Genomic DNA, 25,684 nt, shown 5'->3' on the forward strand with positions numbered 1-25,684 from the left:
TAACTCCATGTTGATTGGTCAAACTGAACTTTTAATTTTTTGTTCCTGATATTCATCAAAATCTACTGTTGTCCCACTCGTTTTATTTATCATTAATACTATCTCCTAAGTATTTTATTAAATACTACCAAAGCTAAAATTGGTAGGCATTGAATTCGCTTACACAATAACTATAAAGTATTTTCTTTATAGTTGCAAAAAATTCCACATTTTTTTGCGTACTTACTTAAAATCAAGTAAAATAGTGAACAAAGGAGACTTTTATCATGACTGAAACAAAACGCTGTCCTTGGTGCACCGACAGTGATACTTTAATGCAGAAATATCATGATCATGAATGGGGAAAACTAAACTTAGATGAAAAACATCTTTACGAAATGCTAGTCTTAGAGTCATTTCAATCTGGTCTAAGTTGGTCAACTGTACTGCATAAACGAAGCAACTTTCGCAAAGCATTTAATGATTTTGATTTGTTAACTGTTGCAAAGATGGACGAAACAGATATTACTCGACTAATGCAGGATAGTTCTATCATACGTAACAGGATGAAGATTACTGCTGCAATTAATAATGCCAAAATGATTTTAAAAATTGAAGTAACCCAAGGCAGCTTTGCTCAATACTTACAACAATTTGTTAAAACACCAATTGTGCATCATTTTGAGAATACCGAGAGCTTACCTACTACCAATTCTGTTGCTACTGACTTAGCTAGGCAAATGAAAAAAGATGGGTTCTCATTTGTTGGCCCAGTTACAATCTATTCATATTTGCAAAGTATTGGTTTAATTAATGATCACTTAGAATACTGTGTATTTAAATATCATGGCTAAAAAATAAGCATTGCAGTTAAGCATTGCTTATTTTTTTAGTTATTAAACTAGCTTCTTCCGAATCATACCCGAAATCCAGTCAATCACAATTACCATGATAATGATACCTAATAGGATAATTCCTACACGATCCCATTGGCGATATTGCAAAGCAATAATTAACGGATAACCAATACCACCAGCACCAACTAAACCAAGAATTGAAGCTGAACGAATTGACACATCGAATCGGTACAATGTATTAGAGATTAAAGCTGGCATTAAGTTAGGTAAAGTTGCGAACATCGTTACATTAGTTTTAGATCCTCCAACTGCCGTAACAGCTTCATTTGGACCGTCATCCAAGTTTTCTATTGCTTCAGAAAATAGCTTTGCTAGCATCCCAACTGAATGAAATCCTAAGGCCAACACCCCGGCTGCCGAACCCGGACCAACTGCTTTAATAAACATTAAGGCCAACACAATTTCTGGAAATGACCGAACAATTGCTAAAACTATCTTACCTGTACGCGAGACATACCATTTTTTATGTTTCGTATGCGCAGCCCAAAAAGCAAATGGTAAGGAAATTATTGCAGAAATAAACGTTCCTAAAAATGCAATACAGATAGTTTGCCATAATTGTGAAACCAAATCTTCACCGCTACCATTATACACATATGACCAATCAGGATGAAAAATCCCACTAAAAATCGCACCAGCAATCTGTCCAGCCGTTGCCTTAATTCCACCAAAGTCCATTCCAGTACAAGACCAAACAATTAATGCAACAGTGACTATCCCTAGTGACCAGTGCAATAATCTTTTTTTCGAATCAACTGGTTTAGGAGGTAAAGTTTTCATTTTTGTATTCATTATTCCATCAACGCCTCCCGAGATTTAGACGAAACATAATCGATTAAGACCACAACCAAAATAATTACAATAATAATTGTTCCCGTTTTGGCATAATCAAAGACTTGCAGCGTCTGTTGCAGATATAGTCCAATACCACCAGCACCAATATAGCCAAGTACAGTTGAGGCTCGGACATTAATTTCAAAAGCATACAAACAATATGAAATGAAATACGTAATTACTTGTGGTAAAACAGCAAACATAATAATTTGTAATTTATTGGCACCAACTGCGATCAATGCTTCAATTGGACCAGGATCAATCGTTTCAATTGCCTCATAAAACAATTTAACAACAATTCCAAAAGTACAAATCGCTAATGCTAAAACACCGGCAACTGGTCCAATTCCGACAATTGCTACAAAGATTGCCCCAAGCAGCAAGTCCGGAATTGTTCTGATAATATTCATAATTAATCTTAAAACGCCAGTAACTGCCTTATTTTTAATAATATTACGTGCAATTAACAACGAATAGACAAAGGCCAAAGCAGAACCAATGACTGTTCCCAAAATAGCCATCTTGATTGTCTCTAAGAGTAAGGGAATAACCGAACCTAAATAAGACCAATCAGGGTGTAACATCTGAATAAAAATATCTGTAAATTGGCTAAAGTTGGCAAACAACGCCCCTAAATTGGTATTAGTAACATCTGTTGAAACAAATAATCCAGCTACAAAAATAATGACCCACAGCAAATTCATAACTTTGAATTTTTTCTTAGGTAATTCCAGTAGCGTTTCCTTATTGGTATCAGTCATCCTGCTCACCGCCGTTATAAATTTGGGCAAAAGTTGCTTCAGATGTGTCACTCATTTTGCCATCATAAATAATCTCGCCACTACGCACACCGATTACTCGCTTACCAAATTCCCGAGCCAGATCGACACTATGTAAATTAATTACGACAGTCATGCCATGCTTTTCATTTAACATTTTTAGATCCTGTAATACACGACGTGAAGTTTGCGGATCTAGCGAAGCAGTTGGTTCATCTGCCAAAATTATATCTGGATTCTGAGTTAAAACTCTGGCAATCGCAACCCGTTGTTGTTGACCACCTGATAATTCATCAGCTCGTGCATAAACCTTATCAGCTAAATCCACCTGCTCTAAAGCTTCATATGCTTTTTGCTTATCCTCTTTAGTAAATAAATTCAAACTACTCTTCCAAGTTGGATAGTAGCCTACACGTCCAGTCAAAACATTCCGCAGAACACTTGAACGTTTAACTAAATTAAAGCTTTGGAAAATCATTCCAATATTACGCCGTAATAATCGCAGCTTCTTACCTTTAGCTTGCGTAATTGATTTACCATTAATTAAAATGTCACCTGAAGTAATATCAATTAACCGATTAATTGATCGTAATAAAGTCGACTTCCCAGCACCTGATAAGCCAACAATAACTACAAACTCACCTTGATTAATTGTTAAATTAACATCCTTTAAGCCAACAATATCTTTGCCATAGATTTTTTGTACATTCTTTAATTCAATAATTGGCTGTGTTGAAGAATTTGCCATCAGATATATCCTCTATTTCTTTTTGGTTGATTCGATAATCTTTTCATATTTACGCACAACGTTAAAGTCGCTATCTTTAGCGCGAACATAACCTTCATGAGTATAAATACTTTCAATTACCTTCTTACCCTTCTTGGTTTTACCAATATCAATGAAGGCATTAGCTAATTTTTTCTGGAAAGATTTTGACATGCTTGGAACAACCGAAATCGTATCGTTAGGAATTGGCTTTGTAAAGTAGATTGGGACAACCTGATCCATAATCTTTGGGTTATCTTTTTGAACGATTGTACGGGCATCCTCAAAGACAAAGGCTGCATCTGTATCACCATTTAAGACATTCAAGACAGCTTGGTCTTGACCAGTAACAGTTACCAATTTACAACTCTTAGGAACATCCAAGCCTTTTTCTTTTAATTCAGCAATTGGAAAAACATAACCAGCAGATGAAGTTGGGCTTTGCACAGAAATTGACTTACCCTTTAAGTCTTTCCAGCTCTTAATTTTAGAACCTTTCTTAGCAACAATCTCTGCTCGATAAAAATCAACTAAGTCCTTAGTTGGTCGACCATTGGGTTGCTTAACGCCATATCTTTGGGCTTGCAACAACACATCAGCTGCACCTTGTTTATGCGCTAAGATATATCCATTTGGTGGCAAGAAACCAACATCGACTTTTTTAGACTTCATCGCTTCAACTACCGTGTTATAGTCAGTTGACATTGATACATGAACCGGAATTCCTAAACGGTCGGAAAGCATTTTTTCAAGTGGCTTAGCACGTGATTCGAGCTTAGTTGCAGCTTGACTAGGTACGAATTGCACTTTTAAAGACTTGGGTGTGTAACTATCTTGGCTTTCTTGCTTACTCTTATTGGAACAAGCGGTTGCCATTATTGCTACCAAAAAAACAGCAGCACCAACTAGAACTTTTCTAAACTTCTTCATTATGCCCTCCTAGACACAAAAAAAGACTTAATGCAAAAACACAAACGTGAATTAATCTTAAGTCTTTCAATAATTCTTTCAAATAAAACGCGAACAATACTCTTATTCTGTGGGGAATAAAAGCAACAACTGCAAAAACACTAATGAACGCGTTACGCTCTTCATATCTTTGCATGGCTTTCACTCCCTTTCAGCTATACTGTATACATTCTTATCAATGATAACAAAAATATTCGTTTTAGCAAAGGAATTTCAGTCAACTTTTTCGGATAATTTTTGGTTTATTTAGTTTAATCGTTCTTCTTTTTAGTTGATGCAATTACCTTATTGTATTCTCTAATGACATCATAGTCACTATCCTTACCGTAAGTATAACCCTCGTGACTATAAATTCTTTCGATAATTTTCTTACCTTTTTTAGATTTTCCAATTTCAATAAAGGCTTTGGCTAACTTTTTCTGGAAGGATTTAGGCATATCCGGCACAACCGAAATAGTATCGTTCGGAATTTGCTTAGTAAAGTAAATCGGCACTACCTTAGACATAATATCTGGGTTGTCCTCTTTAACACTATTACGAGCATCTTCGAAGGTAAAAGCCGCGTCTGTATCACCATTCAAGACGTTTAACACAGCTTGATCTTGACCTGTCACTGTTACCAACTTACAACTTTTAGGTACATCCAGACCTTTTTGCTTTAATTCTGCCACTGGAAAAACATAACCAGAATCAGATGTCGGATTAGAAACAGAAATTGACTTACCTTTTAAGTCTTTCCAGCTCTTAATAGCAGAGCTCTTTTTAACCACAACTTGACCACGATATGAATTAACTAACTTATCAGTTTGCTGACCATTAGGTTGCTTGATACCATACCTCTGCGCCTGCAACAGTAAATTAGCTGCATGTTGCTTGTGTGCCATTACATAGGCATCAGACGGTAGGAAGCCAACATCAACTTTCTTAGATTTCATTGCTTCAACTACCGTATTGTAGTCAGTTGACATGGTTACATGAACCGGAATTCCAAGCTTATCTGATAACAATTTTTCCATCGGTTTAACCCGAGACTCCAACTTATTGGCTGAAATACTTGGCACAAACTGTACATTAATTGATTTAGGAGAGTTACTCTTGCTTGAAGTTTCCTTTTTGTTTGAACAAGCTGTTGCACCTACAGTTAACAACAACAAGAAAAACGTTATAATTACTTTTTTTAATTTGGTCATTTTAGCTACTCCAGAAGATTATTTTAAAAAATTATGTCTTTTTACGTCCACTACATATAGTTTTCAATATCACTATACCACAATATATAGTATTTACCAGTTAAAATTTAAAATTCAGCTCCCACAAGATTGCTATCCCAATGAGCAGTAAGGGTTAACGTTCCTGTTTAATTATTTTTGCATTGTCTTAACAATCTTTTCATATTTGCGTACAGTATCAAAGTCACTGTCTTTGACTGGTACATACCCTTCATGAGCATAGACGTTTTCAATGAGTTTATGGCCTTTTTTAGATTTACTAATCTCAATAAAAGCCTTAGACAGCTTTTTCCGAAATGCTTTAGACATGCTAGGTACTACCGAAACAGTATCATTCGGAATTCGTGCCTTGGTAAAGTAAATTGGCACTACTTTACTCATAATCTTCGGATAATCCTTTAACACCTTGTTACGAGCATCTTCAAACACAAAGGCAGCATCCGTATCACCATTTAACACATTCAAAACAGCCTGATCATGACCTGTTACTGTCACTAATTTACAATTTTTCAAAACATCAAAGCCCTTTTGCTTCAATTCTGCAATCGGATAAATATAACCAGCAGTTGAGGTGGGACTTTGAATCGAAACTGATTTTCCCTTTAAATCTTTCCAATTCTTTACTTTAGAGTCCTTGCGTGCCACAATTTCTGCCCTAAACGATTTAGTTAACGTATTAGTCCAGCGACCACCTGGTTGCTTGATATCGTAGCGTTCAGATTGCAATAATACATCAGCTGCACCGCGTCGATGAGCGACCACATAACCATCAGGCGGCAAAAAGCCGACATCCACTTTCTTAGAACGCATTGCCTCCATTAGCGCGTTATCACTAGTTGAGACTAATACATGTACTGGTATACCTAGTTTTTTAGAAAGCATTTTCTCTAATGGCTTAGCCCGTCCCTCCAACTTATTAGCTGCAATACTGGGAACGAACTCTACAGTTAACGATTTGGGCGTATAACTTTTACTTTTTGATTGTGAAGTTTGCTGTGAACAAGCTGTTAACAATACTGTACCCAAAATCGCAACAAAGCCTAATAAAAACCGTCTTATTTTTTTCATTTTGCCCCTCCATGGCATAATTGCACACGTAAAAAGGCATGATGCAAAATCACATCATACCTTTATTTAATATTTCAATAAAAACGAACATTGTTAATTTATGTGCATAATCAGTCAAGCAGTAATAATTCTTTGCTAATTCAAGAATATTATTCATCATTGCCCTCAACCTCCCACTAATATTTACGTTCGTTAAGATTATAATATAGCATAAATGTTCGGGTTGCTGCAACAATAAATTTTAACCAAGTTAATGCTTTTTAAGTGATTGGGCGATTTTCTCGTACTTACGAACTATATCATAATCACTGTCTTTAGCCTTACGATAACCATATTGGTCATACATTTTTTGGATTAATTTTTGACCGTCTTTAGTCTTACTAATATCGATAAAAGCATTAGCCAACTTCTTACGAAATGCTTTCGGCATACTTGGAGAAACCGAGATAGTATCATTAGGAATTGGTGTAGTAAAGTAAATCGGCACTACCTTTTGTTTAATCTTAGGAGCATCTTTTAAGACTTTATTACGTGCATCCTCAAAGACAAAAGCCGCATCAGTATCGCCACTCATAACATTTAAGACTGCCATATCGTGACCATTAACCGTGACTAACTTACACTTTTTGGTTACGTCTAAGCCTTTTTGCTTTAATTCTGCCACTGGAAAGATATAACCAGTTGTTGAAGTTGGACTTTGAATTGAAATTGATTTACCTTTTAAGTCCTTCCAACTCTTGATGTTAGAATTTTTTCTGACAACTATCTCAGCACGCAGCGTGTGTACCAATTTCTTAGTCCAAGTTCCGCCTGGTTGCTTAATACCATAACGCTCAGATTGCAAAAGTACATCGGCTGCACCTTGCTTATGAGCTTGAACATAGGCATCAGCCGCCAAAAAGCCAACATCAACCTTCTTGGATTTCATAGCTTCGATTTCGGCATTATTGTCAGTCGAAGTAGTCACATGAACTGGAATACCTAACCGTTTCGAGAGCATCTTTTCTAACGGTTTACCCTCACCTTCCATACGACCAGAAGCATCACTAGGAACAAATTGCACATTCAACGACTTGGGATCATTGCTTTTACTAGTTTTTGACTCTTTTTGATTAGCACAAGCTGTTAAAGTCACTACACTAATTGCAGCTAACGCACTTATCATTATCCGCTTAAATTTCTTCATCATCGGCCTCCCTAAAGCTCAAAAAAAGACTCAATGCAAATTACCTAAGTAATTCACATCAAGTCCATCTTGAAATTACACTTTAAATTATTTAATTTTGGAAACTGTAAAAGCTGAACAACAAAATTGATACTGGAATTTTGAACATTCATCGTCATTGTTGCCATCTCCTTTAGCCACAAAATTAACCAATCAAGATGATAGCAGATTTTAAGCTAAAATGAAAGAGCATTCAGCAAAAAAATCATTTTTGTTTAAGAGGCTGATTGTTAATATCCGTGCGTACAATCAATACGTCAGCCAGAGCATGCTGATTAACATATTCTGTTACTGAGCCCATTAACATTCTCTCAACTCGATTTAACCCTGTTGCTCCCATAATAATCAAATTATTATGATGATCTTTAATAAAGTCATAGGAAATTATCGCCTTTGGACTGCCATAACGAATGTGATAATCGATATCATCAAAGTCAAAATTATCATGAGCCCAAGTTTTAAGACTTTTGAGGTATTCAGCTGCATCCTGGGTCATCTGATAAAAAGTATCGCTAGTAATCACCGTATCTTGCATTTCACCCAAAAATTGTCTGGTATCAATCACATTTAAGATATCAATGTGCGCCCCCTCTGATAGCGCAATCTTAACTGCCTTATCAAAAGATCTTTCAGCAGAATCCGAGCCATCAACTGGAACTAAAATATTGTTTTTTTTCGTACTCATGTAATCATCCTCTAAAAATATAGTATTCTACTTTAGATTTTATTTTAACATAGTTTTGAATTAACTCGGCTTTTTTGTAATTGTTTATAAAAAGGTTTATTGCTAAAATAGAACTTAAAAGTCAAAAGGCAAGGATGGAAAAGATGACAGAAAAACTTAAAAACCAACTAATTGGTGTCAAAAGTGGACGGAACTTTCGCGAGTTGGGTGGTTACCAAACTAAAGACGGCAAAACCGTAAAGATGCATAAATTATTGCGGACGGCAAACTTAGGAACACTAGATGAAAATGATCAAAAGCTTTTGCAAGATTACGGTGTGAAATACATCGTAGACTTCAGAAGTAGTACCGAAGCTGAAGCCGAACCCGATCGAATTCCTGAAGGTGCTAGCTATGATTTTGATCCCGTTTTTAGCGAAGATTTAACTAATGCTTTTAGCAGTGTTGAAAATGTCGTTGCCATGGGCGAAAAAGATCCGCAGGCTGGTTTTAAGCATATGTTTATTGCCTACGACGATATGATTACTAGCGCTTCCGCACAAAAGGCTTACCGTCATTTCTTTGATCTACTACTAGCCAATGATCAAGACGGTCAAAGTCTAATTTTCCATTGTACAGCTGGAAAGGATCGAACCGGCTTTGGTGCATTGCTCATTTTGAGCGCTTTAGGTGTTCCTGCTCAAACCATTAAGCAAGATTACTTATTAACCAACGTGACAACCGCGGATTTTGTCGAAGATTTCCTAGCTAAAGCCAAAGCAAAAGGAGCAAACGAGGCTACCTTAAATATTCTTAAGGACTTCCAAACCGTTCACCCTGAATACATTGACCATGTTTTCGAAACGCTTGATAAAAATTATGGTGGCGTTAACAACTATCTGCGTGATATTATGAAATTGACTGATGCTGAAATCAGTCAGTTGCGTAAAATCTATTTAGAATAAAGGAGCAAAAGACCGATGACGAAAACAAAGACCGTTTATTTTGGTGCTGGTTGGTTTAATGAAAAGCAAAATGATGCTTATCAGGCAGCCATGCAAGCACTAAAAGCCAACCCTACGATCGATTTAGAAAACAGCTATGTCCCACTAGATAATCAATACAAAGGGATTAATGTAGCCGAGCATCCTGAATACTTACATGATCGCGAATGGGCAACTGCAACATACAATGGCGATTTAGTTGGTATTAAATCAAGTGATGTTGTACTTGGCGTTTATCTGCCAGATGAAGAAGATCCAGGTTTAGCAATGGAAATGGGTTACGCCGTAGGTCAAGGAAAATATATTTTATTAGTTATGCCAGACGAAGATTATGGTAAGCCAATCAACTTAATGAGTTGGGGTGCTTGCGATAACGCCATTAAAATTAGTGAACTAAAAGATTTTGACTTCAATAAGCCTCGTTATAATTTCTATGACGGAGCTGTTTATTAAAGAAACCACGATATATAAAAAAGTGTCTGGGAAAAAACTAGCTTTTCAGACTTAAAAACAGACCAAGTTTTCGTAATAAGAAAATCTTGATCTGTTTTTTATTGCTTATTTCCTGTAAAAGAAGTTTTCCGCCACCTCTTCTACTCCAATATTTGCTCAAATTCATCATCATGAACATCAAGCCTACATCGGTTTCGACCTTTTTCTTCCCTCGCAAGTGTGTTCTGCGCATGCCAAAAACGTTCTTCATATGTCCAAAGACTGGCTCTACGTCAGTTTTTCTATAGCCATAGATCCGTTTGCCTTCGCTACTTTGAAGAGTTTGTTTAGCTTTTTCCTTTAAATATTGCCAATTGGGATTGTATTGCACCTGCCTTTGGCGTCCGCTTTTAGTTTTGGCTAGCTCAGTTAATTCAGCTGTTAACTGAAACTCATCTGCTTCATATATTTTTAGATCAGAGATTAACCCCGTACTCTTATTCCTCCGCTTACCATACCGTTTGAAATTAAAACGCACACCTTGCCAGTCAAGGTAATAATCTTCTTGCTCATTATAAGTCCAATTCGCCAGCTTGGTGGGATCATTTTGATACTTTCTAGTCTGCTCCTTATCGTAAAGGCTGTAAGGAATAAAATATTGTTTATCTTCATACTCATTTTCAAGCATAGAATAATTATATTCGCTGCCATAGCCGGCATCGGCAACGATGTTCTGGAACTTGTCTAAATTTGTCATTTGCTTTAAGAAAGGTTCTAAAGTCTTGAAGTCTGTTGGATTAGGGTAAAGTGCATAATCTACTACATATTGGTTGGTAGTTGCCACTTGAATATTATATCCGGGTTTAAGCTGACCATTCCTCATATGATCTTCTTTCATATGCATAAAAGTGGCATCATGATCGGTCTTTGAGTAGCTATTACGCTCACCAAAAGTTGCTTGCGCCTGTTCATACTTTTCTGCTCTGGGGATAAAATCCTGACGCAACTTATGCAAGACTTTTTTAAGGCCTCGCCTTTGGCGTTTTTTAGTTGAACCTCCAGGAATTACTTTCGGCTCAGCCGCGATTGCTTCATCTAGTTGCTTGATGGCAGTTTCTGTTTGTTCTGCCATGATTGCCAGACCCTGACTAGTTTGTGCTTCTTCTTCAGTAATCGCTTGGATTACTTCTTTTTGAATCAATTCGTCATAAAGCTCAACTGCATTAGCCTTTAACTTAGTATGAAACTTTTCGACAGCTCTTTTCCAAACGAAAGTATACTTGTTAGCATCAGCTTCAATTTTGGTCCCATCAATAAAGATGGCATCTTCTCTAAGCAACCCTTCTGCTTGCAAAAGATTAGTAAAATAGACAAAAGCTTGTTTAATCAGCTGATTGGTATGGCTACTAGCTCTAAAGTTATTGATCGTATGATATGAAATATGTTTACCACTAGCTATGACCATCATCGGGAGGTTTTCTGTGAGCATCCGCTCAATTTTTCTACCAGAGAAAACGCGTCTAGAATAGGCAAAGAGTAGTATTTTGAGCATCATTGCTGGGTGATAGGCAGGCCGACCAGTATTTGAATTGTCTTCCAGCAACACATCGGCAGGAATCGAGTCGACAAAATCACTGATAACCTGAGCAAGATGATTTTTAGGAATAGAAAAGTCAAAGTTAAGTGTTAAAGCAGTTTGACCTGTGATATAATTTTGATACATGAAAAGCCCACCTTTTTTGTTTTTTGTAGTAATTTAATAATAACAAGGTTAGGCTAGAATGTATATGAAAAATCCGCTAGAACGCAAAGGTTCTAACGGATTTTTTGCTTTTAAGGGTCTAGTTTTTTCCCAGACACTTTTAATTTGTTTTTTTAAGCTTGATAACGTGATTCACCATTTAAATAGGTTTCACTCAAAGTCATGTCAGGATTAATCACTAAGAAATCGGCGGCCTTATCTGGTGCAATCGAACCACACTCATCTAAAATATGAGCGCTCTTAGCTGGAACATAAGAAGCCATCATAATTGCTGCTTCTGGAGTAGCCACATTCCAGTCAACGATATTCTTAACAGCTGTATTCAGTTGCAAAATACTACCAGCTAAATTATCACCGTCTTTTAGCCGAGCCATACCATCCTTAACATAAACTGGTAATTCACCCAAGCTATAATCGCCGTCAGGCATCATCCCAGCTTCCATACAATCAGTAATTAGGGCAATATGTTCTGGGCCTTTTAATTGCACAAAAGCACGCACCAATGCTGGCTTAACGTGATGACCATCACAAATCAACTCTGCCGTAACATTATTTAAGGCCATTGCCGCATTAGACATTGTTGGTGCATGATGAGAAGGATCTGGCATCCCATTAAAAGTATGGGTAAACATGGTTGCACCAGCTTCTATGCCATCAGTAGCTTGTTCATAATTGCTACTAGAATGTCCTAAAGAAACCACTACGCCTTCTTTAACAGCCTCACGAATAAATTCCTTGGCTCCCTTTCTTTCAGGTGCTAAGGAAATTTTATTTAATAAACCACTTGATGCATCGCGCCAAGCATTAAACTGATCAATATCTGGATCAAGTAGATACTTTGGATTCTCCGCTCCTGCATGTTCAGCGGTAAAATACGGGCCTTCAAAATGCAGTCCTTGAATCTTAGCACCCGTTTCTTCACCTTTGTGGTCGCCAAACATCTGACAGATTTGCATGAGTGTATCGGCACCAGCCGTATAAGTCGTTGGCAGCCAGCTAGTCACGCCTGAACGTAAAAACCCCTCTGACAAGTGATTAATTCCTTGCCAATCACTCTTCATGACATCTTCTTTGAGCGAACCGTGAACGTGAGTATCAACTAAGCCCGGTGCAATCCATTGACCTGTGTAATCGATAATCTTGCCAGCCGGTTTTTCATTTTCACGATAATAAAAACCAAATTTGCCATTATCTTGAACTTCCAGATAACCACCCTCCTCAGTGGTATTTTCTAAGAAAAATTTATCTGCATGGATATAATAAGTCATTGTTTCCCCTTTCCTGAATTAAAAATTTAAATTGTTATTGCTAAACTTATTTTAGCCTAACAGATTGGTCTTGACCAGTTTAATCACAAATAGTAACGAAAATAGCAAATTTTTAGTTATAATGGATACTAGGTAAAACTATATTAGGAAGCAAAAGCATGATACAAGATATTCAAAATCCAAAACACCAGTTAGGCTCACTAACTGGTGCCAATCGCTGTGAAAATTATTACGAACTGCATTATTCAACAGGAGAAGTCGCCCGCTTTTACATATTAGCTGACGGTATTTTCCGATTTTTACTTGATCCAACTAAGATTTTTGAGGAAAATCAGACTTCGTTAATTCAATTAGCTAACTTTGATCAATCTCACTTTAATCAGTCTACAGTACGAGCAACTAATGACTCACTTATTATTCAAGCTGGGCATTATCAAATCTTATTTGGAAAAGAACCAGCTATAATTAGTATTTTTGATGAGGAATTACATAGAACTCGGATGGCGCAAGCTAAGCCTTTAGAACTTAACGCTAACCAGACAAGTGAATTTTTGGTTCAGAATAAAAACGAATTTTACTATGGTGGTGGTTTGCAAAATGGCTATTTCGGCCATAAAGGTCGCCAAATTGAGATTAAGCACGATCAAATTACTGGTAAAGGCGGCGTAATCACGCAAACTCCTTTCTTTTGGTCTAATACTGGCTATGGCGAATTGCGCAATACTAACCAAACAGGCACCTATGATTTCGGCGTTAATGATCATCGCCTAACAACTATTAGTCATCAAGATCGGATTTTTGATACTTTTTACCTAATTGGTAAGACTACTCAAGATATCTTAGTAAAATATTATTCCTTAACTGGTAAACCGCTAATGCCGCCAAAATATAGCTTAGGCCTAGGTCATATTGGTAATTATGAAACTACCTTATGGCAACCAAGTCAGGCTAAAGACCGCAATGCTAGCAAAATTGCTGGAAATTATTACACGCGTACTCAAGATTCTACAGTTGCCACCAAGAAGGCCTCTCTTAACGGCGAAGAAGATTATCAATTCTCAGCTCGCGCAATGATCGATCGTTACAAAAAACTACACTTTGCTTTAAGCTGGTTTATCCCTAACTATAATACTCAACCCGATCACGAGGCGCTTGCGAGCTTTAATGAATATGCACACAGCCAAGATGTGCAACCAGGATATTGGCATGCAAAAGAAACTGACTTACCAAACACCACTAGCTTCACATTAACAAATAATAGCGCAGCAGTGACATCAGATAATGAAAAGTTGCTAGCTAGTCTAAACAGCAAGCGACCGCTAGTATTAAATACTCACGGCAGCATAGGTATGCAGTCAAAAGCAGCCATCATCTTTAGCGACATCGGTGGTAATTGGGAAAACATCACTACCCAAGTTGCTGGACTCATTGGAGCTAGCTTGTCTGGGATACCCTTTGCTAGTACAGCAGTTGACGGCGACCAAGGCGGCGGTAATGCGCAAATTAATATTCGTGACTTTGAATGGAAAGCCTTTACCCCACTATTATTTAATCTTGATGATCAAGGTGAGTTTAGTAAAACACCTTTTGCTTTCAATAAAAAGATAACTGAGATTAATCAAGCATATTTACAATTACGTTATCAGTTCCAGAGCTATCTATATACACTAAGTTATCAAGCTCAAAATGGCGCTACAATTGTCGGCCCAATATTTATTAACTTTCCTAATGAGTTAGTTAATTATACTGAACAGTTTAAAAGTGAATTTATGCTTGGTACCAATTTACTAATTGCTCCAATTACCAATGGTCGTGAAGACGCCAATGGCCGCTCACGCAAAGATAACCTATATTTACCCGATCAGCGCACCATGTGGATTGACTTGTTTACTGGTGAAAAATATGCTGGTGGTCGAGTTTACAATCATCTTACTTATGCTTTGTGGCACTTACCCGTTTTTGTTCGCGGCGGAAGTATTTTTGACTTTGGTCAGCGCAATTTTGTCTTCTATCCACAGGGACAAAGCAGTACCACAATTTATGACGATGATGATCTGAACGATTTTATTCATAACCATACTGAAACCAAAATTAGCAGCATTAAAAGCGCTAATGAGCTAACGATAACCATTGATCCTATTCAGGGTAATTATCCAAGTCTTGAACCAGAACAACCTACTATGCTTACTATTATGTGTGATGCTTATCCTGATCAAATAACGGTTAAGATTAATGACCAAAGATTATCACTACAAGAATTTGGAACAATTGATGCCTTTAACCATGCTAAAGAAGGCTTCTTCTACAATTCGAATTACAGTCCTGTACCAGCATTCAACTATTATCAAGCTCCTAAACAAGCGGCACTACAAATCAAATTAGCCGCTCGCGATATTACTACTAGCAAGTTTGAAATCATTATTCATAATCATGTTTATGGCGATAACGTCCTCGTTCACGCCATTACTGATAGTTTATTACCATCACCTAAGTTGCCAGCAGTTGATCCCAGCAAGATTACGGCACACTCCTTTGAACTTGCTTGGTCAAAAACCAGTCAGGTAGAAGTAGAGATTAATCAGATTCTTTACCAAGGAATTATTGGGAGTTCCTTTACTTTCCATGAATTAGCTCCCAATACCCGTTATATTATCCGAATGCGCTATGTCATGGGCAATAAAGTATCTGAATGGTCAGACTACTTCGGGGTTATCACTAAACATGCCGCTAGTGAATATGCAATTAAAGATATCGCTGTTACCGCTAATTTTACCAGTGAACCTAATCATCCATTGCAATACTTAACTGACCTAAAACTAGCTAGTGAATGGCAAACTAACACTGTTGCTACTAAAGAAAAGCCTCTGCAATTAACTTTTACCTTTAAAGATATTGAGAAACTGAGCCGTATGGTACTAGTACCACGCAATATTGACCATAATGGTAATCCTACTGATATTAGTATTGCGATTTCTACCGATGAGGTGAATTACACTACTTACGCTGAACATATTCACTGGAAAGCCGATAGTAAAAACAAGGTTGTCGGCCTCCGTGACGTGCGTGCTAAATCATTACGCCTGACTATTCATGAAGCATCTGGTGCAATAGTTGCTGCTAGAGAAATCGAATTTTTTAGAGCCAAGAAATAAATAAGTCATTATTAAATTAAGAAATAGCTTTATCTCCTGTTTAAGAGGTAAAGCTATTTTTAGTTTGCCAAATTCTTACTTATTTTTTTCGACAAAGTCTGACACTTGTTGACCATATTCTGGCATCCCCAAAATCGTGAAATTCTGTAATGCCAGCTTGACATTAGTCAGATAAATTGGCTCATTTTGTAAATGATACTTAAGCAGATTAGCAAATAAGTAAATTACATTTTTAAGGAAAAAGATTTCTGGTCTAGTCGGGATCTGGTCAGCAAACTCTAGCAATTGTGCAGCTTCATTATCACGTTTTTGTTCGATACAATTATCAGCTACATTAACAATAATACCCAATAAAAGTTCTTGAATATTTACATCTGTCGTCTTTTGAAACTGCTTAATGACTCTCTTGGTAATTACTAAGTTACTATCAAGATCATATAGGTCAATAAAGTTACAATATAATTCCAGCTTTTCACGATTGAAGTCAGGAATATTAAAAATTAGCTCTCTTAATTTATTTTGCTTATCCTCGCTCAACTCTGACAAATCTCTATCAGTCATTGCCATAAACGCGTCGATATACAATAACTGCTCATCCTTATCAGGCAAATTACTGTTTTTAACAAGTTCTTTAACAGCCAATAATTCATTATTGGATTTGTGATAAAAAGCATATGTTACTGCCTGACTAATCTTTTGCTTCAATTGGCGTTGATTATCGACGTTTTGATCTAGTTCACTAAAAAAGTCCATTAATGGAACTTTATTAAACTGCAACAATTTAACTAAGTCTTGAGCAGTAATTCTGTGGCGATCTTGTTCCACTTTACCATAATATGAAGGACTGATAACCTTGCCGGCCCAGTCCTTTTTAGTCTTACCTTGTCTAACACGATAGGATTTCAATAATTCGCCAATCGTCATCTTAGCTACCCACTATCTTAAAAAGTGTCAAATACGCTACTTTCGTTTTTTTAATTATAACTTAAATATACTGAATATATCGTTAAATAAAGGAGAAAATTATGGACATTTTTTTAAGAAACAAAAATTATCGTAAACTTTCAGTTGCTAGTTGGCTGTCCGGTGCCGGAAATATTCTATTCTACTTGGCCCTCATGACCTATGCTAGCAAATTAAAAAACTATTCATTAGCACTATCGCTAATTGCAATTATGGAAGCTATTCCTAATTTATTATCCAGTATTGGCGGTTATTTTGCTGATCGCACCAAAAACAAATATCATGTGATTGTTACCCTAGCCTTAATCCGCTGCGCGCTTTACCTAGTTGTTGGTTTGCTCTTTGCTAGCAACTTAGCGGGTTGGAATTTGGTTTTACTAGTTATTGGCCTTAATTTCATTTCCGATTTAGCAGGTACCTATTCTGGCGGCTTATCAACCCCATTAATCGTCGATCTAGTTGGACAAAACGATTTAGCTGAAGCTGAAGGCTTTACTAACGGAATTAATCAAGTTATTACGATGCTAGCACAGTTTATCGGTTCTGGATTGCTACTTTTTATGTCGTACACCAACCTGGCAATTGTTAATGCTATCACCTTTTTAATTTCAGGATTACTTTATCTCAATGTTGGCCGTAACTACAAGAAGCAGCAGCCAATTAACACTAATGTTAATCAACAGTCCTTTTGGGCAACCTTAAAATCATCCTATCACCAAGTAAAAACAGCTCATGGCTTACTAACTATCGTCTTAGTATTCGCCTTGCTTAACGGTATTCTCAGTACGATCGAGCCATTACTTTCAATTCTAGTTGCTGGTAATAAAAGCATGCTAGTTGGTACTTATAGTTTCACAATTGCATTATTTGGGGCACTTGATTCAATTGGAATGGCTTTAGGTAGTGCAATTGGCACCAAAATTTTTAAGCAAACCTCATTATTTATTATTTCTTTGCTAGACACTCTTGCTAGTATTGCTATGGTAATAGCTTTACTTACCAAAAATATGCTTGCCTGTCTAGTCTTTGGTAGCCTGTTAGGATTCTTTGCTGGAGTGGGCAGTCCCAAATTATCACAATGGTTGGTTACGTCGGTTGATCACGATATTCTGGCTTCTTCTGTGGGAATGCTCAATACTATTTTATTGATTGCTGGGCCATTAATGACCACTATCTTTACCAGTATCGCGGGAACAACTAGAGTCAATTATGCATTATATGGCATAATTGCTGTTAGTATCGGTGTTTTCATAGTTACCTTAGCCGTCATGCATTCGGCTAAACCAAAACAGTAATTTAAAATTTCTTTTGACGAAAGATTAAGTAACCTAAAACAAAAAACAACACTAAGTATAGTATGGTTCCAATAATAATTTGTTCATTAATAAGTTGAGTAGTCTTATAGTACATCCCAAAGTTATAATACTGCCTAGTTAAATTGATCATATTAAAAGGATTCCACTTCAAAACATTTACTAATTTATTGGAATTCAACAAATTAGCAGAAACACCTTGCCCCATAAAGACAGTCAGTAGGCTTAATGTAATTACAACAGCATTCTTATTAATCAGACAAGATAATAAAAAAACTAAGCTGATAATTAACATTGTTGTTAACAAGTCTATTAACATTGTCTTAAACATATTTTTCCAAATTGGCTGTTGATATTGATAAATTGCCAGCCACGAAATTTTAGATCCTATTAATGCTATTTTTAAAATAATAGTTAGCATAATAGCGATAACGTGTAAAAAAATATCGTAAGCAAAAATAATAATGTATTTTGACAAATAGACTTTTATTTTGCTAGAAGCTTTATATAGCAACGTTAAAATGGTGTTATTTTGAAATTCCATTGAAAACAAAGTAGATGCAATAATTACCAAAATAAACATTATCCAATCAGGTGCATCATAGCAAGTCATTAATAGCAATTTTTCTTCACCATAACCTATGGTATAAGACGTCATCACCATTAATGCCAATAGTGTTACTAATGCAAACCAGGTAATTTTTTGATATTTTAACTTATAAAATTCTTGTTTTATGCTAAAAATCAATCTTGGATTATCCTTTCTAAAACTATACTTTTTGATGCTTAAATAATAGATAGCCTAAAAGCAAAAAAATCACTCCATAGCCAAACGTGCCCAAAACTAGCTGCTGATTAGTTAACTTAGAAATTTGAGTATAAGCACCCCTAGCTAACTGCTGCGAAATAAAGATCATGTTCAACGAATTCCACTTCAAAACATTAACCGCTACAGGAAATAGCTTTAATAAAGCCGTTGATACACTTGCTCCCAAAAATCCAATAACTAAATCACTACAAATAACAATTGCATTATTTTTTACAAGCATAATCAACATAAAAGAAAATGCCACTATGAAAAACGAATAAATCACACTACCAAGCATATTTAATAACAAATTAGTGACTAATGGTCTGCCCTGATCAATCGCTAACCAACTATATTTATTATTTACTAAAATAAACTTTAATAAAAAGGTTGTAACAACAGCAAATGATGTCAACCATAAACCATAAAGAAAAATAACTAGAAACTTAGCGATATATATTTCGAACTTCTTTGAGCCTTTATACATCAACAGCATAATCGTATTATTACTGTATTCCATCGAAAAGAAAGTAGAGCCAGTAGCAATCAGAATAATCGGAAGCCACTCAATTGCACCAAAACCTATAATTAAAGTATTTTTGGTAATTTTTGCAACTATTGCACTGTAAAGCATTACCATTATCAAAGCTATTAACCCATAAACGGGAGTTTTTTGATGACTAAATTTATAAGACTCATTTTTAAAACTGTCAATCATCACTTTTCCCTTTGTTTATCTAAAATATCAACTACCAATTGTTCAAAGTTTGGTTGTAGTGGACTCATTTCTGTTAAATAAATATCATGTTTGCAAAGTTCAGCTTGAACACGAAAAATATCCGATTGATTCACAAGCAAATGATCTGTCTTATCACAAAAGTCAATCTTAAGCTTTGAAAGCAAATCCTTGGTCGCAATATTATTTTGAGTTACCAATCTATATCTTTGAAAACTAATTTGCTCAAATTCATCCATTTTTTTATTCATAACGACTGTACCTGCACTAATTATAATTGCTTTAGTCATCACTTTTTGAAGTTCACTCAAGACATGGCTTGAAATTAAAAACGCTGTTCCTGAATTAGCATATTGCTTAATTAACTTTCTAACTTCGATTGTTGCCGCTATATCCAACCCATTCATTGGTTCATCCAGAATAATTAATTCAGGTTGATTTAAAAATGCTATTGCAATTCCCAATTTTTGTTTCATTCCTAAAGAATATTTTGCTGCTTTGGTTTCAATATAATCATTCATATCAAGTGCCGTGATTAAGTGATTCATATCATTTTTACTATAACTATATAACTCTAAGTTTTGTTTACCGGTTAAAAATGGGTAAATTGCGGGATGCTCAATTAGAGCACCAACTCTTGCTAAAGCTTGATGCTGATCTTCAGTAACTTTTTCACTGTCTATTTTTATTTCGCCAGTAAACTTAGTTAAACCAAGAATTGTTTTCATAGTTGTTGTTTTACCAGCACCATTAGCACCAATTAAGCCAACAATCTCACCTGGCTTAATATCAAAACTAATTTGATGAACTATCTCTTTTCGACCAATGGAGGTACTAAGATTATTGACCTGTAACATTTATTTAGTATCCTTTTATAAAACAGCTGCAATCATAAATATACAAAATAAAAATGCTATGAACATAAACATAAACAGCCACCAAAAATGAGTTAAAACACCCCAGAAGTTCATCGTGTCATAACGCCGAACGTATTTGTTTTTTCGTGGATCAAATACAAATTGCGTACTGTCAACTTTAGAGTCAGACTTTATCCCTAATACTAGATTATCCAAGCTAACGTTAAAAATCTCTGCCAATTTAACTACATTATCTAGATCAGGGGTTGAATCTCCAGATTCCCACTTCGAAATTGCTTGTCGACTAATTAATAATTTAGCCGCAAGATCATCTTGAGATAAAGAATTCTTTTTACGGTATGCCTTCAATTGTTCTGCAAGTTTAATCATGTTAATTCTCCTAAATATTTTTTAATACTTTTAATTTAGTTTGGCACAGCCGCTAAGATTATCAAGCAACTATTTTGTGCACTCTTGTAAAAGGCAACTAACTTTTACGCAACTAATAATTGCAAATCATCAAGCAAGTCCTTGATATTAAAGCATTCATTGGCTAATTCTCAAGTAGCGAAAATTTTATTAGATAAAAAGCTCACTCGTTTATTATTTTTCTTCCAGAATGCTTACTAATTTTAGCTATTGACTTTACTTTTTAAATAATTTATAATTCTCTCATCAAGTGTTGGAGGTAATTCTCATGGCTAGAACTGAATGTCATCAATTACAATTGAATACTCGTTATTACTTTAGCTATTTTAGATAGCGTTTGAATTCATCTAGATGAGTTCAAACGAAACGTAAGTTTGAATTTATCTATGATGGCTAAAGCGATTTGTTTGCGGTTAGTCACATAATTCTAAGTGGCTAAGCACAACAATGAATTTTAAAAAATGACTTTGTGATACCTGCTTAGAAATAAGTGGGTATTTTTTATTACAATTTTTTATGGAGGAACAACAATGAAAATCAAGAAAATGTTGCTAGGAGTCAGTCTAGCTGGATTACTATTATTAGGTGGCTGCAGCAATAAGTCAGATAAAAAAGCTGAAGTTAAACACGTGGGCGTTTTGCAAGTTGTGCAACATCCATCTTTGGACCAAGCATACAAAAGCTTTAAAGCAGGCCTAAAAGCTGGCGGTTATGTCGAAGGTAAGAATCTGAAAATTGATTATCAAAATGCGCAAAATAACCAAGATAATTTGAAAAGTATGAGTGACAAACTAATCAATGATAAGTCTGATCTGGTATTAGGAATTGGAACGCCAGCAGCACAAAGTTTAGCTAATACAACTCAAGATATTCCTATCGTGGTCACTGCCGTTACCGACTTAAAAGCTGCTAAATTAGTAAAATCGGATACTAAGCCAGGTGGTAACGTTACAGGAACAACCGATATGGTTTCAATTGATAATCAAATTAAACTATTACTATCAATTGTGCCAAAAGCTAAAACCATTGGCATTATGTACAATGCTGGTGAATCCAATTCAAAGATCCAAGCTGATTTGGCAATTAAAGCACTGAAGAAATCCGGGGTAAAAGTTTTAGTTAAAACCGCCAATACTACTAATGACGTGCAACAAGTAACTGAAACGTTAGCTGGAAAGGTACAAGGAATCTACATTCCTACAGATAACACCTTTGCTTCCGCATCATCCCTAGTTGGTAAAGTAGTCAAGAAGCACAAAATTCCATTAGTTGCTGGTTCAGCTGATCAAGTTAAAACTGGTGGTTTAGCCACTATTGGTATTGATTACAAGGCTTTAGGTAAACAAACTGGTAAAATGGCCGCTAAAATTTTATCCGGCAAAGCCAAACCTAAAGACATGCCAGTCGAAAAAGCCGATAATTTAAAATTAGTAGTTAATAAGGACATGGCTAAAGCTTTAAAGATTGATCCAAAATCAATTAAAGCACCTAAGTAAGCTAGAAAGGCAGAAACAGAATTACCATGAGTACTTTTACAGATTTATTGCTATCATCGACTTCACAAGGACTGTTGTGGTCACTAATGGCGATTGGCGTCTATTTAACTTTTCGAATATTAGATTTAGCTGACATGACAGCCGAAGGAAGTTTTCCGTTAGGCGGAGCAATTACCACAATGTGCCTGATTAGCGGAGTCAATCCAGTCTTAGCAACTATTGCTGCCTTTGGCGGCGGCATGCTAGCAGGACTAGTAACTGGAGTGTTAAATACTAAATTAAAAATTCCTTCTCTATTAGCCGGAATTGTAACCATGACGGGATTATATTCCATCACTTCTCGAGTAATGAAAAATGCAGCCAACGTTTCTTTATTAGGCAAAAGAACCCTCTTTTCAATTGCCCAAGATTGGGGTTTATCTCACAACAACGCCGTGATCGTTATGGGACTAATTGTTGCCTTACTAGCAATTATTTTACTCGTTGGTTTCTTTAGAACAGAAATCGGCTTGGCCATGCGGTCAACAGGTGACAACCCTGAGATGAGTGCCGCTAACGGAATTAACACTCAAAGTATGAAAATCTGGGGTTATATGATTTCTAACGGTTGCATTGCCCTTTCTGGTGCACTATTGGCCCAAAATAATGGTTTCGCAGACTTGAACTCTGGTGTTGGAACCCTAGTTATTGGCTTAGCTTCCATTATTATCGCCGAAGTTTTACTGCGGCATTTGCCAATTGGCATGCGCTTAGTTACGTTAGTAATCGGCGCCATTATTTACCGGCTAATCTTGGCACTTGTCTTCCAAATGAATGTTGAACCTTCTGATGCTAAATTAGCTTCTGCTCTAGTCTTAATCATCTGCTTGGCATTACCTAATTTTCATTTATCAAATAAAAACAAGGGAGAAAAGAACAATGTCTCAAGTATTGAAAATTAAAAACTTACATCAAACTTTTGAACAAGGAACCGTTAATGAAAATCGCGTCTTGCGCGGTGTCAATTTAGAGCTAGCAGCCGGTGATTTTGTTACCATTATTGGTAGTAATGGTGCCGGCAAATCAACTTTGCTCAACAGTATTGCTGGTACTTTGCCAATTCAACAAGGAAAAATTATTCTCAATGACCAAGATATTAGTAAACAGTCAGTAACTAAACGTTCAAAACGAATTAGTCGCGTTTTTCAAGACCCTAAGATGGGGACTGCTGTGCGGCTAACTGTCGAAGAAAATCTTGCTTTAGCAATGAAACGCGGTCAACGGCGAACTTTCCGTGCTGGCGTTAAAAAAGCAGATCGCAGCTTTTTCAAAGAACAATTAGCCCAGCTTGACTTAAACTTAGAAAATCGGTTAGATACCGAAATCGGCTTGCTATCTGGCGGCCAGCGTCAAGCTATCACTCTCTTAATGGCAACACTCAGGCGTCCCGATTTAATTTTACTGGATGAACACACTGCCGCATTAGATCCGCAAACTTCGATCACAGTAATGAATTTAACCGAGAAATTGATCGCTGAGCAAAAACTAACCGCCTTCATGGTAACCCACAATATGGAAGATGCCATTCGCTATGGCAATCGGCTTATTATGCTCCATCAGGGACGTGTTGCCTTGGATCTTGCTGGTGAAGAAAAGAAGCAAATGACAGTCCCAAAACTCATGGAATTATTCCAAAAACACGTTGGCACAGAACTAAAAGACGATGCCATCTTGCTAGCTTAAAAAAGTTTCATCTTTATATTGGACAAAATAAAGCCTCACAGATTTATCTTCTGCGAGGCTTTTTGCTTGGAAACTTTTATTTTCCTAAATATTTGATACCTTTCAATTTTGGTTGTTTTGATAAGCCAGCACTCTTAAACATTACTCCATAATCTGATTTACCAATTTTTATAATATAATAAAGAATATTTCCAGAGCCTTGATTATCTGATTCTATAGATATTAATTCTGTATTTTCATTAATAAGTTTTTTATCTGTTTTGGTATTCACACTATATTTGTGAACGGTATTTTTTTGTTTAATTTTTGAATATACTGCATTCTTAAGTAAAGATTCTCCATAATCATCAAATACTTTAAAACCTGCTATACCAATAATTATCAGTACAAATAACGTTATTAGAAAGTCGCATATTCTTTTCAATCTTTTATTCAAATCGATCCTGTTTAAAAACACGGTATATCGCAATTACTAACACTAAAATTGCACAAAGCATAGCAACATAAGCCATTGGCCCCACATGCACAGCTGCTTGTGCCTGTGCATGAGTCATTTGATTCTCCATGGCATAAGCCACAATCCATTTATTCATTAAGTGAGGCGTTAAGATAAAGCTAACAGTTGCAACTGCCGCTGATATTAAAACAACGTTTCTTGAATATGGCTCCTTAAAAAATTGTGCTAAGAACGAAATCGCCGGTGCAATCATCAATAATAGCACCCACATAATGATTAATCGTCCCGCATCACTATTCATCATTTGAGCGCTATTAGCCGCATAACGATATTTCCCCCAAAGTTGTCCGCCAGTCAACGTATTAAGCAGGCTTAACAAATACGACCCTTGTTGACCATAAAACCCGCCGCGATTAGACAATACACCTTGCACAACTTGCAAGCCATCAGTTGAACCAGCCGTTGAAAAATTAACGGTGACTACTTTCTTCATATAAGTAGCCAGAAACATTACCATCGAACCACCAAATTGCAGGGCCCTTAGCATACTTAATTTTTTGGTAGCCTTTAACTTAAATTCTAAACTAAGTACACGGTCAGGATGGTGGCTGCGGCCAATAATATAGATACCAACTACCACGATAATTAATAATATTCCTAATAACCACCATAATTTAACCATCACTAAGAAAATTGCTAAAACCGCAATTGCCACTGCAAGATATGGTCGATCAGAAAAAACTTCCCAAAAATTCAATTTCAAATGGCGATAATTGGTTCGCGTTTGTGAAACTTCAACCTTTTCTTGAACATAAGAGCTCGTTTGTGAAATTTCCACATCATGTGACATCCGCT

At 36.2% G+C, this 25,684-nt stretch carries 25 protein-coding genes; 8 read left to right on the forward strand and 17 right to left on the reverse strand.

Translation table 11 applies throughout. The features are described from left to right. Positions 1–266: 266 nt before the first annotated feature. Positions 267–833 carry a DNA-3-methyladenine glycosylase I gene (locus tag OZX59_RS05530; RefSeq protein ID WP_277125061.1) on the forward strand — a complete coding sequence of 189 codons (567 nt, stop codon included), beginning with the start codon at positions 267–269 and terminating at the stop codon, positions 831–833. 42 nt (positions 834–875) lie between these two features. Here OZX59_RS05530 and phnE (OZX59_RS05535) read toward each other — a convergent pair whose 3' ends face one another. The 8 genes from phnE (OZX59_RS05535) to OZX59_RS05570 form a co-directional block, all read right to left on the reverse strand. After that, complete coding sequence (gene phnE / locus OZX59_RS05535; protein ID WP_277125063.1) at positions 876–1,688, reverse strand: phosphonate ABC transporter, permease protein PhnE; 813 nt, start codon at positions 1,686–1,688, stop codon at positions 876–878. After that, positions 1,688–2,491, reverse strand: a complete 804-nt coding sequence (gene phnE / locus OZX59_RS05540; protein ID WP_277125065.1) for a phosphonate ABC transporter, permease protein PhnE — start codon at positions 2,489–2,491, stop codon at positions 1,688–1,690. Before phnE (OZX59_RS05540) ends, phnE (OZX59_RS05535) begins: the two co-directional genes overlap by 1 nt. Continuing rightward, positions 2,484–3,257, reverse strand: a complete 774-nt coding sequence (gene phnC, locus OZX59_RS05545) for a phosphonate ABC transporter ATP-binding protein (protein ID WP_277125067.1) — start codon at positions 3,255–3,257, stop codon at positions 2,484–2,486. The genes phnE (OZX59_RS05540) and phnC overlap by 8 nt, the downstream gene beginning before the upstream one ends. A gap of 12 nt (positions 3,258–3,269) precedes the next feature. Continuing rightward, complete coding sequence (locus OZX59_RS05550; protein ID WP_277125069.1) at positions 3,270–4,205, reverse strand: phosphate/phosphite/phosphonate ABC transporter substrate-binding protein; 936 nt, start codon at positions 4,203–4,205, stop codon at positions 3,270–3,272. 290 nt (positions 4,206–4,495) lie between these two features. Further along, positions 4,496–5,434: a phosphate/phosphite/phosphonate ABC transporter substrate-binding protein gene (locus OZX59_RS05555; protein WP_277125071.1), complete on the reverse strand. Its 939-nt coding sequence runs from the start codon at positions 5,432–5,434 to the stop codon at positions 4,496–4,498. Between the two features lie 171 nt (positions 5,435–5,605). Continuing rightward, on the reverse strand, positions 5,606–6,541 hold the full coding sequence (locus OZX59_RS05560; protein ID WP_277125073.1) for a phosphate/phosphite/phosphonate ABC transporter substrate-binding protein: 936 nt from the start codon (positions 6,539–6,541) through the stop codon (positions 5,606–5,608). A 250-nt stretch (positions 6,542–6,791) separates the two neighbouring features. Beyond that, positions 6,792–7,727, reverse strand: coding sequence for a phosphate/phosphite/phosphonate ABC transporter substrate-binding protein (locus OZX59_RS05565; protein WP_277125075.1), 936 nt, complete (start codon positions 7,725–7,727; stop codon positions 6,792–6,794). A 244-nt stretch (positions 7,728–7,971) separates the two neighbouring features. Further along, on the reverse strand, positions 7,972–8,451 hold the full coding sequence (locus tag OZX59_RS05570) for a universal stress protein (RefSeq protein ID WP_277125077.1): 480 nt from the start codon (positions 8,449–8,451) through the stop codon (positions 7,972–7,974). Positions 8,452–8,594: 143 nt separating this feature from the next. Here OZX59_RS05570 and OZX59_RS05575 point away from each other — a divergent pair, with 143 nt between their 5' ends. Both OZX59_RS05575 and OZX59_RS05580 read left to right on the forward strand, forming a co-directional pair. Continuing rightward, positions 8,595–9,395, forward strand: coding sequence for a tyrosine-protein phosphatase (locus tag OZX59_RS05575; RefSeq protein ID WP_277125079.1), 801 nt, complete (start codon positions 8,595–8,597; stop codon positions 9,393–9,395). A 15-nt stretch (positions 9,396–9,410) separates the two neighbouring features. Further along, positions 9,411–9,887: a nucleoside 2-deoxyribosyltransferase gene (locus tag OZX59_RS05580; RefSeq protein ID WP_277125081.1), complete on the forward strand. Its 477-nt coding sequence runs from the start codon at positions 9,411–9,413 to the stop codon at positions 9,885–9,887. 37 nt (positions 9,888–9,924) lie between these two features. Here the strand turns inward: OZX59_RS05580 and OZX59_RS05585 are convergent, their stop codons facing one another. Both OZX59_RS05585 and nagA read right to left on the reverse strand, forming a co-directional pair. Continuing rightward, positions 9,925–11,589, reverse strand: a complete 1,665-nt coding sequence (locus OZX59_RS05585; protein ID WP_277125083.1) for an IS1182 family transposase — start codon at positions 11,587–11,589, stop codon at positions 9,925–9,927. A 152-nt stretch (positions 11,590–11,741) separates the two neighbouring features. Continuing rightward, positions 11,742–12,896 (reverse strand): N-acetylglucosamine-6-phosphate deacetylase, encoded by a 1,155-nt coding sequence (gene nagA, locus OZX59_RS05590; RefSeq protein WP_277125085.1) that lies wholly within the window; start codon positions 12,894–12,896, stop codon positions 11,742–11,744. Positions 12,897–13,054: 158 nt separating this feature from the next. Here nagA and OZX59_RS05595 point away from each other — a divergent pair, with 158 nt between their 5' ends. Beyond that, entirely contained in the window at positions 13,055–16,048 is a 2,994-nt protein-coding gene (locus OZX59_RS05595) for a TIM-barrel domain-containing protein (RefSeq protein WP_277125087.1), read from the forward strand. A 75-nt stretch (positions 16,049–16,123) separates the two neighbouring features. Here the strand turns inward: OZX59_RS05595 and OZX59_RS05600 are convergent, their stop codons facing one another. Further along, on the reverse strand, positions 16,124–16,972 hold the full coding sequence (locus tag OZX59_RS05600) for a helix-turn-helix transcriptional regulator (protein ID WP_277125089.1): 849 nt from the start codon (positions 16,970–16,972) through the stop codon (positions 16,124–16,126). A gap of 101 nt (positions 16,973–17,073) precedes the next feature. Here OZX59_RS05600 and OZX59_RS05605 point away from each other — a divergent pair, with 101 nt between their 5' ends. After that, the gene (locus OZX59_RS05605; RefSeq protein ID WP_277125091.1) at positions 17,074–18,306 is read left to right on the forward strand and encodes an MFS transporter; all 1,233 of its coding nucleotides are present in this window, start codon (positions 17,074–17,076) and stop codon (positions 18,304–18,306) included. Between the two features lies 1 nt (position 18,307). Here the strand turns inward: OZX59_RS05605 and OZX59_RS05610 are convergent, their stop codons facing one another. From OZX59_RS05610 to OZX59_RS05625, 4 genes are read right to left on the reverse strand one after another with little or no spacing between them, the layout of a single operon-like run. Next, complete coding sequence (locus OZX59_RS05610; RefSeq protein WP_277125094.1) at positions 18,308–19,072, reverse strand: ABC transporter permease; 765 nt, start codon at positions 19,070–19,072, stop codon at positions 18,308–18,310. Between the two features lie 22 nt (positions 19,073–19,094). Further along, positions 19,095–19,850, reverse strand: a complete 756-nt coding sequence (locus tag OZX59_RS05615) for an ABC transporter permease (protein WP_277125096.1) — start codon at positions 19,848–19,850, stop codon at positions 19,095–19,097. Next, positions 19,850–20,725, reverse strand: coding sequence for an ATP-binding cassette domain-containing protein (locus tag OZX59_RS05620; RefSeq protein ID WP_277125098.1), 876 nt, complete (start codon positions 20,723–20,725; stop codon positions 19,850–19,852). Before OZX59_RS05620 ends, OZX59_RS05615 begins: the two co-directional genes overlap by 1 nt. Positions 20,726–20,740: 15 nt before the next feature. Beyond that, positions 20,741–21,115 (reverse strand): helix-turn-helix transcriptional regulator, encoded by a 375-nt coding sequence (locus OZX59_RS05625; protein ID WP_277125100.1) that lies wholly within the window; start codon positions 21,113–21,115, stop codon positions 20,741–20,743. 569 nt (positions 21,116–21,684) lie between these two features. On the opposite strand from OZX59_RS05625, the gene OZX59_RS05630 reads away from it, so the two are divergent. Genes OZX59_RS05630 through OZX59_RS05640 form a run of 3 tightly spaced genes read left to right on the forward strand, consistent with a single transcriptional unit; the run spans position 21,685 to position 24,372 of the window. Then, on the forward strand, positions 21,685–22,650 hold the full coding sequence (locus OZX59_RS05630) for an ABC transporter substrate-binding protein (protein ID WP_277125101.1): 966 nt from the start codon (positions 21,685–21,687) through the stop codon (positions 22,648–22,650). Positions 22,651–22,676: 26 nt separating this feature from the next. Continuing rightward, complete coding sequence (locus OZX59_RS05635) at positions 22,677–23,591, forward strand: ABC transporter permease (RefSeq protein WP_277125103.1); 915 nt, start codon at positions 22,677–22,679, stop codon at positions 23,589–23,591. Next, entirely contained in the window at positions 23,569–24,372 is an 804-nt protein-coding gene (locus tag OZX59_RS05640) for an ABC transporter ATP-binding protein (protein WP_277125105.1), read from the forward strand. Before OZX59_RS05635 ends, OZX59_RS05640 begins: the two co-directional genes overlap by 23 nt. A gap of 76 nt (positions 24,373–24,448) precedes the next feature. On the opposite strand, the gene OZX59_RS05645 is transcribed toward OZX59_RS05640, so the two are convergent. After that, positions 24,449–24,808 (reverse strand): hypothetical protein, encoded by a 360-nt coding sequence (locus tag OZX59_RS05645; RefSeq protein ID WP_277125107.1) that lies wholly within the window; start codon positions 24,806–24,808, stop codon positions 24,449–24,451. Further along, positions 24,801–25,679: a cytochrome C5 gene (locus tag OZX59_RS05650; RefSeq protein WP_277126995.1), complete on the reverse strand. Its 879-nt coding sequence runs from the start codon at positions 25,677–25,679 to the stop codon at positions 24,801–24,803. Before OZX59_RS05650 ends, OZX59_RS05645 begins: the two co-directional genes overlap by 8 nt. Positions 25,680–25,684: the final 5 nt, after the last annotated feature.

The sequence above is a fragment of the Lactobacillus sp. ESL0681 genome (assembly GCF_029392835.1).
Taxonomy (GTDB): domain Bacteria; phylum Bacillota; class Bacilli; order Lactobacillales; family Lactobacillaceae; genus Lactobacillus.